Here is a 10344-nt window from a genome sequence, read left to right on the forward strand (position 1 = left end):
TCGAACGAAGTACGGAGCGCAACGTGGCGGCAGGGACCGCCACCGCACACAAGGGGGAGAGCCCGTCATGGGGAACGGAGACACGCGGGTCCGGGGCATAGCCGCCCGGGCCGGCGGCTGGAGCGCACGGCACCGCTGGGCGGCGGTCGGCATATGGGTGCTGTTCGTCGTCCTGGCGATGGGACTCGGTTCCGCGGCGGGCCGGGTGGACGTCGACCAGGCCGACCAGCTGCAGGGCGAGACGCACACCGCAGCGAAGATCATCGACGACGCGGGGATCAAGAACCCGGCCGGCGAGTCGGTCCTGGTCCAGTCGAAGGACGGTTCGGTCAAGGCCACGGACGCCGCGTTCAAGGCCGCCGTCACCGACGTCGTGAAGGCGGTCGAGAACACCGGCAAGGTCACGGGCATCACCTCGCCCTACGACGCCGGGACCATCTCGAAGGACGGCCGCAGCGCCCTGGTGCAGTTCGACATCCGCGGTGACGCGGACACCGCGGTCGACCGGGTCGAGCCGGTGCTGAAGGCCGTCGCGGGCGTGCAGAAGGCCCACGGGTCGGTGCGGGTCGAGGAGATCGGCTCGGCCAGCATGCAGAAGCAGTACAAGGACGCCTTCGGGGACGACTTCCAGAAGGCGGAGCTCTCCGCCGTGCCCGTCGCCCTCGGCATCCTGCTGATCGCCTTCGGCGCCCTGGTGGCCGCGCTGCTGCCGGTCGCGCTGGCGGTCACCGCGATCATGGCGACGATGGGCCTGATGGGCATCGTCAGTCACCTGCAGCCGATGAGCGACACCGCCAACTCCGTGATGCTGCTGGTCGGTATGGCCGTCGGCGTCGACTACTGCCTGTTCTACCTGCGCCGCGAGCGCGAAGAGCGGGAGGCCGGGCGCGACGCGGGTGCCGCGCTCAGGATCGCCGCCGCCACCAGCGGCCGCGCGATCATCGTCTCCGGTGTCACCGTCTGCGTCGCGATGGCGGGCATGCTGTTCACCGGGCTCCCCGAGTTCGAGGCGATGGGCCTGGCCTCGCTGATGGTCGTGGCGGTCGCCATGGTCGGTTCGGTGACCGTCCTGCCCGCGCTGCTCTCGCTGCTGGGCGAGCGGGTCGAGAAGGGCCGGATCCCCTTCCTGCGCCGCCGCAAGCGCGCGGGCGGCTCGGAGAGCCGGTTCTGGACCGCCGTCCTCAAGGGTGTGCTCGCCAAGCCCTTGATCTCGGTCGTCGTCGCGACGGGCGCGCTGCTCGCGGTCACGGCTCCCGCGCTCGGCATGAAGACCTCGCAGCTCACGCTGGACCAGGAGTTCGGCGACTCGCTGCCGATCGTGCAGACGTACGACCGGGTCAACGACGCCTTCCCGGGCGGCTCCGAGCCGGCCCAGGTGGTCGTCAAGGCGAAGGACATCAACGCGCCCGAGGTGCGTCAGGCGCTGGCCGACTTCAAGCAGCGGGCGATCGACTCGGGCGCCTCGCGCGGTCCGATCGACATCAAGCTGCACGACGCGCAGAACGTGGCCCTGGTGTCCGTGCCGCTGGTCGGCGGCTCCGACATGGACAAGGCGGGCCAGAACCTTCAGAAGCTGCGCGACGAGGTGCGGCCCGCCACGCTCGGCAAGGTCGACGGCGTCCAGGCACCGGTCACCGGACAGGTCGCCGGCAACCACGACTTCAACGACCAGCTGATCGGTTCGGTCGTGCCGGTCTTCGCCTTCGTGGTGGTCTTCGCCTTCCTGCTGATGCTGCTGTCGTTCCGCTCGCTGACCGTCGCGATCACGTCGATCCTGCTGAACCTGCTGTCGGTGGGCGCGGCCTACGGCATCCTCGTCGCGGTCTTCCAGCACGGCTGGGGCGCCTCGCTGGTGGGCGCGGAGGGCGTCGGCGCCATCGTCACCTGGCTGCCGCTGTTCCTCTTCGTGATCCTGTTCGGCCTGTCCATGGACTACCACGTGTTCGTGGTCTCGCGGATCCGCGAGGCGCGGGTGCGCGGCCGCAGCACGAAGGACGCGATCCAGCACGGCGTGGTCACCACGGCCGGCGTCGTCACCAGCGCCGCCGTCATCATGGTCGCGGTGTTCGCGATCTTCGGCACGCTGTCCATGCAGTCCATGAAGCAGATGGGCGTGGGCCTGGCGGCCGCGGTGCTCATCGACGCGACGATCATCCGCGGTGTGCTGCTGCCCGCCGTGATGGCACTGCTCGGCGAGCGCAACTGGTACCTGCCGAAGTGGCTGAACCGCATGCCCGACCTGACCCACGACGAGTCGCCGGAGGCGCACGCCCCGGTCAGGTCCGGCGAGAGTGAGCCGGTGCGGGTCTGATCCGACCGCACGTCTCCCTGACACACAGGGCCCGTTGGTTTCCGGGGGGAACCAACAGGCCCTGCTGTCATGTGCGTTGCTCGCGACGCCGTTACGCGCGCAGTGCCGCCTCGATGAGGTCGGCCGCCCGGCGGGTGCCACCCTCCTCGGCCATCCGGGCCCTGCGGTACACCGACGCGTGCGCCGACTTCCAGGAGGCCCTTGCGCTGCGCGCCGCTCAGCGCTGATGGCGGTCGAGGACCAGGTTGCGCCCGCGGGAGCGGGCAGCACCTCCCGGGCGAAGCCCTTGGGCGCCTGCTGCACGAGCTGCGGCAGGTCCCGGAAGTTGAGGCCGCCGTTCCCGGTCCGACCTGGGCGAATGCGAGACTGGTCGATGCCGGACACGGCAGGACGGCGCAGGTCGGGACACGGAGGCGGACGATGGACGAGGCACGGGCGCGGAACGTGCTGGCCTATGCGGACGTGGTGCCGGGCCCGGCAGCGGACGCGCGGCTCCTCGCCCTCGGCGAGAACGCGGTGTTCGCCGCCGGTGACCTGGTGGTCAAGGTGGGCCGCGACGCCGAACTCCTGGACCGGGCCCGGCGCGAGCTGGAGATCGCCGGATGGCTGGCCGAGGCGGGCGTGCCGGCGGTACGGGCGGCCAAGCCCGTGCCACTGCTGGTGGAGGAGCACCCGGTGACCGTCTGGCACCGGCTCCCCGAACCCGTACGGCCCGCCGAGCCACGGGATCTGGCCGAACTGCTCCGGCTCGTGCACGCGCTTCCCGCCCCCTCCTTCGACCTGCCGCCCCGCGAGCTGCTGGGCGGGGTGGAGCGCTGGCTGCGACTCGCGGGCGACGCGATCGACCCGGCGGACGCCGCTTATCTGCGCGAGCGCCGGGACGGCTTCGCGGCGGCCGCGGCCGCGCTGACGCCCCGGCTGCCGCCGGGCCCGATCCACGGCGACGCGCTGCCCCGCAATGTGCACATCGGCCCCGACGGGCCGGTCCTGGTCGACCTGGAGACCTTCTCCGCCGACCTGCGCGAGCACGACCTGGTGGTCATGGCCCTCTCCCGGGACCGCTACGGCCTGCCCGCCGAGGCCTACGACTCCTTCACCCAGACCTACGGCTGGGACGTGCGCGCCTGGGAGGGCTGCTCGGTGCTGCGCGGCGCCCGCGAGACGGCCAGCTGCGCCTGGGTCGCCCAGCACGCCCCGGCCAACCCCAAGGCACTGGAGGAGTTCCGGCGCCGGGTGGCGTCCCTGCGGGACGGGGACGAGACGGTGCGGTGGTATCCGTTCTGAGCCCCTCGCGCGGGCCGGTGCCGTCAGGCCCGCGGCGTCGGCACCGAGGCCGGCCTCACGCGGGTCGGCTCTCCGCCGGCTCGCGCAGGGGCCACACCCCGTCGATCACCGCGTCCGCGTCCCCCTTGCCGCGCAGGAACTTCTGGAAGTCCGCCGCCCACTCGGCGTACCACCCGATCTGACGGCGGTGCAGCTCCGCCGGGCCGAGGGCCGCGATCTTGGGGTGGCGGTCGGCTATCGCGCGGGCCAGGCGGGCCGCGGCCAGGGCGTCGGCCGCGGCGTCGTGGGCGGAGTCGAGCGCGACGCCGTACTCCGCGCAGACCGCTTCCAGGTTGCGCTTGCCGCGGCGGTAGCGGTCGACCCGGCGGTCGATGGTGTACGGGTCGATGACCGGTGCCGGGTCGATGCCGCCGAGGCGGTCGGACAGCGACGGCAGGTCGTACCGCCGCAGTTCGGCGGAGAGCAGGGTGAGGTCGAAGGCCGCGTTGTAGGCGACGACGGGCACGCCCGTCTTCCAGTAGCCCGCGAGGACGTCCGCGATGGCGTCCGCGACCTGGTCGGCCGGGCGGCCCTCGGCCGCCGCGCGCTCGTTGCTGATGCCGTGCACCGCCACCGCGTCGGCCGGGATCTCCACGCCCGGGTCGGCGAGCCACTCCCGCCGCCCCACGGGCTGCCCGGCCCGGATCTCGATCACGGCCCCCGTGACGATGCGTGCCTCGCGCGGATCGGTCCCGGTCGTCTCCAGGTCGAAGCCGACGAGCAGCTCCTGGTGCCAGCCCATGGGCGGCCCCCCTTCTTGGTGGTGCTTTCCCCCAGTGATCTCCACCATCGCATGCGCCACTGACAATCCGAGGATCGCGTTCCGCTTGTCCGCCCGGACAGTTCAGGACACAGGCCGTGAATCAGCCCAGGTGAACTCGAATTCCTCGCGGTATGTCGGGAAGAGACCGCCTTCGTCCGCTCCGGGCACATCACCCGACTTGACCAGACGGCTTCCGTTGCGCAGCACCAGCACCGGCGACTCCATCCCCCGCGCCCCGCGCAGATAGGACTGCACCACGGCGATGCCGTCCGTGCCGTCGCCGTCCACGAGGTAGGCGGTGAAGCGGGGCGTCTCGTCGTACACCTGGATCTCGAAGGCGCCGGGATCACGCAGCCGGGACCGCACCCGGCGCATGTGCAGGATGTTCATCTCGACGGAGCGGCTCAGCTCGCCCCGTTTCATCCCGAGCTCGCGCTCGCGGCGCTTGACCGCGCTGGAGGCCGGGTTGAGGAACAGCAGCCGCACCCGGCAGCCGGACTCGGCGAGCCGCACCAGCCGCCGGCCGGAGAAGTTCTGCACGAGCAGGTTCAGGCCGATGCCGATGGCGTCGAGGCGGCGGGCGCCGCCGAACAGGTCCTCGGCGGGGAACTGGCGCATCAACCGCACCCGGTCGGAATGCACGGCCACGACGTCCGCGTACCGGTCGCCGACCAGGTCCTCGACCGCGTCGACGGGCAGCCGGCGCGCGGAGGGCACGTCGCCGCCCGAGCCGAGCATCTCCAGGAGCCGCGCCGAGGCCCGTTCGGCCTGGTTGAGGACGGCCTCGGACAGGGCCCGGTTGCGGGAGACGACGTTGCGGGTGACTTCCAGTTCGTCCAGGGCGAGTTCGACGTCCCGGCGTTCGTCGAAGTAGGGCTCGAAGCACGGCCAGTGCTGCACCATCAGCTCGCGCAGCTGCGGCAGCGTGAGGAAGCTGATGACGTTGTCGTCGGCCGGGTCGAGCAGATAGCCCTTGCGGCGGCTGACCTCGCGCACGGCGACCGCGCGCTGGACCCACTCCTGCCCGGCGGGACCGGCCGCGGCGACCACCCAGTCGTCGCCGTGGACGGGTTCGTAGATGGGACGCAGAACAGCGGCCACGACCGCGCGCAACCGCTGTTCGACGAGGTTCAGCCAGATGTAGGCCCGGCCGGCCCGCTGTGCGCGCGTACGCACTTCGAGCCAGGCGTCGGCGTCCCAGTCCAGTTCCGGCCCGATGGCCCCGGCGTCCATGGGCCGCGCCAGGGACACCGCGCCGGGCGGGACCTCCGTGGAGTTCCCCTCGTGACCCTCGTCACCAGGGGGCAGCTCCAGCCCTCCCGAGCCCACCCGTGCACCGCCTTCCGCTCCCCCGAGCTCTCCCCGTCTCAACGATCAAGGAAGGGTACTCCGCAAGCGGTCGGCGATGCAGCCGGATGGACAGGTCGTTTTCTCAACTGCGGGGCCGCCAGTGGCCGTTCTGCCAGGCGAGCTCGTCCGGAGTGAGCGGATTCATAGCCGTGACGTCGCGCGGAGCGATGGAGAATCCCTGCCAGTGGACCGGCATGGGCTGCTGGTCCTCGTCCCGGGCGATGTGGTGGAAGCCGACATTCATCCAGACGATCGGGTGCGTGAGGGTCTGGCCGTTGACCCACTTGTCGACGGACTTGCCCGCCCCGGCCGGGCAGTTGCCCAGGTTGTTGCTGGCGAACTGCTCGCACTTGTTGTACTCGGTGAAGTACACGTCGTGCTTGGTGAAGCTGCGTCCCGGGTACTTGGTGGTGGGCCCGGGGACGATCTCGTACGAGCGCGCGTGCCCGTCCTTGTTCTTGCCCGTGGCGCTGACCATCCGCCACCAGCGGTAGGTCTTGGCGTCGCCCGCGAGTTCCTTGGTGACCTTGGTGCGGGTGGTCTTGTTGGTCGGGGCCTCCTGGCCGGGCCGCGGCGCTGTGACCGCGGAGTCGTACTGCTCGACCTTGCCCTTGGAGGAGCCGTCGAGGCCGAAGTCCAGCCGCCAGAAGACGTTGTGGCTGTGGCTGGTGGCGTAGGCCTTGGCGCCCTTGCCGATGGGCCAGCCGCGGCCGTCACCGGCGTCGTAGTCCTCGTAGGAGAGGCTGCCGGTGGCGCCGACGTTCATGTTGATCGTGCCGTCGTCCTGGAAGCGCCACTCCGTCATGTACTCGTACCAGCCGACCTGGTTGACGGTGTAGACGAGCAGGTCCTTGCCCTGGGCCTGGTAGACCTTGTTCGCGCTGTTGCCCTGCATGCGGTAGGCGTGGCCGCGGGAACGGGTCGTGGTGCACAGGCCGTTGACGTTCGGGTGCTGCGGGTCCCAGGCCTCGGGGACCTTGACGCTCTTGATGGTGCCGCCGGGGCACTCGCCCGGTGCCAGGTTCACCAGGCCCTGAGCGAAGCCGAAGCCCGTCAGGTCGTCGTACTCGACGCTGCCGTCGTCGTAGGGCACGTCGATCTGGCCGAGCCGGGCGCTGTTGAGGACGTGGATCGGCTTGGCCTCGCCCTTGGGCTGGTACGAGACGTTCTCCAGGACGAGCCCGGCCTTGCTGTCGTAGCGCCAGCACATCCGCCAGGTCGTACCGGTGGAGAGCTTCTGCTCGATCCGGTAGGCGGCGCTGCACTCGGCGGCGGCGGCCGAGCCGGCGGTCTTCGGCTGGGCGACGGCCGGTCCCGCGCCGGTCGTCGCGCCGGCGGCCAGCGCGGCCACGGACAGGCCCACGGCCGTCCGCCTGCGGGCACGGCTGATTCTGTTCACGCGCATGAAGAGATGACTCCCTAGCAGGAGGAGCAAGTTGGAAAGGTGAGCTGAAGGGCGTGCGGCCGGCCGGGCGGCGGCTCAGTCGCGGTCGAGCTTGGCGACCTTGCGCGCGCTCAGGTCGATGATCAGCGACCTGGCGTCGATCCACGCGCCGTTCTTGACCTTCGGGAACAGCCGCACGCAGCGGTGTTCGCCGCACTTGTCCAGCGCGGCGGGCTGGGCCCCCGCAGTCGCGCGGTAGACCGCGCCGTTGAGCAGCAGCTGGTCCGCGGAGGTGAGCTCCTGGCCGGTGGCGTCCTTGTAGTCGGCCTTGAGGCCCGCGCCCAGCGGGTCGGCGATCAGGATGTTCGCCGCCTCGGCGTTCTCCGCGCGGGTCAGCGGCGGCTGGACGCCGTGCTGCGTGGAGGTCTGCTCGACCTTCCCCGTCGCCAGATCGACGATCTTGGTGACGAGGGTGTCGGTCTTGTAGTCGTAGAAGGTGACGTCGGCCCGGCGCGGCGCGTTCGGGTCGTCCACCTCGTCGGCGTCGGGATCGGCGAGGTCGACGCTGAGCCGCTGCGGGCCGTGGTCCCCGTCGACGTTCTCGCTCGAATTGAGCAGCTGACGGTTCACCGCGATCTTCTCGACCCGCGAGATCTCGTCGTCGGTCAGCGGGTCACGGCCCTTGCCCGTCTTGCCCGCGGCCGGTGCCTGCTCGACGACGCCGGGCCGCACGCCGCCCTGGCCCTGCTCCTGTCCCGCCTGCTGCGCGGACCGGGCGTTCTGGCCGCTGCCGCCCGAATCATCGGCTCCCGCGGTGCCCGGCAGGGTGATCCCCACCATGACGGCGGTCCCGGCCACCGCTATGGCCGCACCGGCCACCACCTTGCCCAGATGGCGGTGCACTATCTTGCGCACATCTTCCCCCTACTCCCCCTGTCCCCGGGAGTACGTGTTTGCCCCACTGGTTCGGCACACGCGGCCGCTCTCGTCGCGGTGTGCACTGGTCGCCCGCTAAGAGGGGCATAAGTCACAAGGGGTTCCATCACTTTCCGGCAGACTCGGAGCCAAGGGACCCCCGGCGGCGCGGGACACCTGGAAGAGTCGTATCCATGCAGGTCTGGCCTGGAGAGGCGTATCCGCTCGGTGCCACGTACGACGGTGCCGGGACCAACTTCGCGGTCTACACGGAGGCCGCGGACCGAGTAGAGCTGTGTCTGCTGCACGACGACGGCTCGGAGACGGCGGTGGAACTGCGCGAGAGCGACGCCTTCGTACGGCACGCGCACGTGCCGGGCGTCATGCCGGGACAGCGGTACGGGTTCCGGGTGCACGGCCCGTACGACCCCGGGCGCGGCCTGCGCTGCAACTCCGCGAAGCTGCTCCTCGACCCGTACGCGAAGGCGGTCAGCGGCTCGATCCGCTGGGGCGAGGAGGTGTACGGCTACCACTTCGACACCCCGGAGCGGCGCAACGACCTGGACTCGGCGCCGCACACCATGACGTCGGTCGTGATCAACCCGTACTTCGACTGGGGCGACGACCGCCGGCCGCGCACCCAGTACCACCACACGGTGATCTACGAGGCCCATGTGAAGGGCCTGACCATGCGCCACCCGGGGCTGCCCGAGGAGTTGCGCGGCACCTACGCGGCGCTCGCGCACCCGGCGGTCATCGAGCACCTGACGGAGCTCGGCGTCACGGCCCTGGAGCTGATGCCGGTGCACCAGTTCGTCAACGACCACCGCCTGGTCGACATGGGCCTGAACAACTACTGGGGCTACAACACCATCGGCTTCTTCGCCCCGCACAACGCGTACGCCTCCTGGGGCGACCGCGGCCAGCAGGTCCTGGAGTTCAAGTCGGCGGTCCGGGCGCTGCACAAGGCCGGCATCGAGGTCATCCTGGACGTGGTCTACAACCACACCGCCGAGGGCAACCACCTGGGCCCGACGCTGTCCTTCCGGGGCCTGGACAACCCCTCCTACTACCGCCTCGCCGACGACCCCCGCTACTACACGGACACCACGGGCACCGGGAACTCGCTGCTCATGCGGTCCCCGCACGTCCTCCAGCTGATCATGGACTCGCTGCGCTACTGGGTCACCGAGATGCACGTCGACGGCTTCCGCTTCGACCTCGCGGCGACGCTCGCCCGGCAGTTCCACGAGGTGGACCGGCTGTCCTCGTTCTTCGACCTGGTGCAGCAGGACCCGGTGGTCTCCCAGGTGAAGCTGATCGCCGAGCCGTGGGACGTGGGCGAGGGCGGGTACCAGGTGGGCAACTTCCCGCCGTTGTGGACCGAGTGGAACGGCAAGTACCGCGACACGGTACGGGACCTGTGGCGGGGCGAGCCGCGCGCGCTGGCGGAGTTCGCGTCCCGGTTGACCGGGTCCTCGGACCTGTACCAGTCGGACGGGCGGCGTCCGCTGGCCTCCATCAACTTCGTGACCTGCCACGACGGATTCACGCTGCACGACCTGGTGTCGTACAACGACAAGCACAACAGCGCCAACGGAGAGGACAACCGGGACGGCGAGAGCCACAACAGGTCCTGGAACTGCGGGGTCGAGGGCGACAGCGACGACCCGGACGTGCGGGAGCTGCGGGCCCGCCAGATGCGGAACTTCGTCGCGACGCTGATGCTGTCCCAGGGCGTGCCGATGATCAGCCACGGGGACGAGTTCGCGCGCACCCAGCGCGGCAACAACAATGCGTACTGCCAGGACAACGAGGTGTCCTGGCTTCAGTGGCCCGAGGACGGGGCCGGCCTGCTGGACTTCACGCGCGCGATGGTGTGGCTGCGCAGGGACCATCCGGTCTTCCGCAGGCGGCGCTTCTTCCACGGCCGGCCGGTGGAGGGCACGCACGACGAGCTGTCGGACATCGCCTGGTTCACCCCGCAGGGGCGCGAGATGACGCAGCGGGACTGGGACTCGGCGCAGGCCTCGGCGCTCACGGTGTTCCTGAACGGCAACGCCATCTCCGAACCCGGGCCGCACGGGGAGCGCATCGGCGACGACTCCTTCCTGCTGATGTTCAACGCCTCGCCGAAGCCGCTGGACTTCGTCGTGCCGGTCGACCACGGCCGGCAGTGGCAGGTCGTGGCCGACACGGCCCGCGTCGACGGCGTACCGCCCGGCACGGGCCCGAAGGTGCAGGCCGGGGAACGACTGACCCTGGTGGACCGCAGCCTGACGGTGCTGCAGCGGCCCG

At 70.8% G+C, this 10344-nt stretch carries 7 protein-coding genes; 3 read left to right on the forward strand and 4 right to left on the reverse strand.

The genetic code is table 11. The features are described from left to right. Positions 1–67 precede the first annotated feature (67 nt). Positions 68–2311 carry an MMPL family transporter gene (locus tag IPZ69_RS32825; RefSeq protein ID WP_235458305.1) on the forward strand — a complete coding sequence of 748 codons (2244 nt, stop codon included), beginning with the start codon at positions 68–70 and terminating at the stop codon, positions 2309–2311. A 420-nt stretch (positions 2312–2731) separates the two neighbouring features. Next, complete coding sequence (locus tag IPZ69_RS32830; RefSeq protein ID WP_235458306.1) at positions 2732–3595, forward strand: phosphotransferase enzyme family protein; 864 nt, start codon at positions 2732–2734, stop codon at positions 3593–3595. Positions 3596–3650: 55 nt separating this feature from the next. Here the strand turns inward: IPZ69_RS32830 and IPZ69_RS32835 are convergent, their stop codons facing one another. The 4 genes from IPZ69_RS32835 to IPZ69_RS32850 form a co-directional block, all read right to left on the reverse strand. Then, on the reverse strand, positions 3651–4376 hold the full coding sequence (locus tag IPZ69_RS32835) for a 3'-5' exonuclease (RefSeq protein ID WP_235458307.1): 726 nt from the start codon (positions 4374–4376) through the stop codon (positions 3651–3653). Positions 4377–4478: 102 nt separating this feature from the next. Continuing rightward, positions 4479–5726 carry an SAV2148 family HEPN domain-containing protein gene (locus IPZ69_RS32840; protein WP_235458308.1) on the reverse strand — a complete coding sequence of 416 codons (1248 nt, stop codon included), beginning with the start codon at positions 5724–5726 and terminating at the stop codon, positions 4479–4481. 103 nt (positions 5727–5829) lie between these two features. Beyond that, positions 5830–7152: a copper amine oxidase gene (locus tag IPZ69_RS32845; RefSeq protein ID WP_235458309.1), complete on the reverse strand. Its 1323-nt coding sequence runs from the start codon at positions 7150–7152 to the stop codon at positions 5830–5832. A 75-nt stretch (positions 7153–7227) separates the two neighbouring features. Next, positions 7228–8046, reverse strand: a complete 819-nt coding sequence (locus tag IPZ69_RS32850) for a Tat pathway signal sequence domain protein (RefSeq protein WP_235458310.1) — start codon at positions 8044–8046, stop codon at positions 7228–7230. A gap of 194 nt (positions 8047–8240) precedes the next feature. Between IPZ69_RS32850 and glgX the strand changes: the two genes are divergently transcribed. After that, on the forward strand, positions 8241–10344 hold a 2104-nt coding region (gene glgX / locus IPZ69_RS32855; protein ID WP_235458311.1), incomplete at its 3' end, for a glycogen debranching protein GlgX.

The organism is Streptomyces olivochromogenes (genome assembly GCF_021538895.1).
GTDB lineage: Bacteria > Actinomycetota > Actinomycetes > Streptomycetales > Streptomycetaceae > Streptomyces > Streptomyces olivochromogenes_A.

Excerpts from the sequence above, each read along its gene's own strand:
- IPZ69_RS32835 (WP_235458307.1), bottom strand. The coding sequence starts at position 4,376 with ATGGGCTGGCACCAGGAGCTGCTCGTCGGCTTCGACCTGGAGACGACC.
- IPZ69_RS32845 (WP_235458309.1), bottom strand. The coding sequence starts at position 7,152 with ATGCGCGTGAACAGAATCAGCCGTGCCCGCAGGCGGACGGCCGTGGGC.
- IPZ69_RS32825 (WP_235458305.1), top strand. The coding sequence starts at position 68 with ATGGGGAACGGAGACACGCGGGTCCGGGGCATAGCCGCCCGGGCCGGC.
- IPZ69_RS32830 (WP_235458306.1), top strand. The coding sequence starts at position 2,732 with ATGGACGAGGCACGGGCGCGGAACGTGCTGGCCTATGCGGACGTGGTG.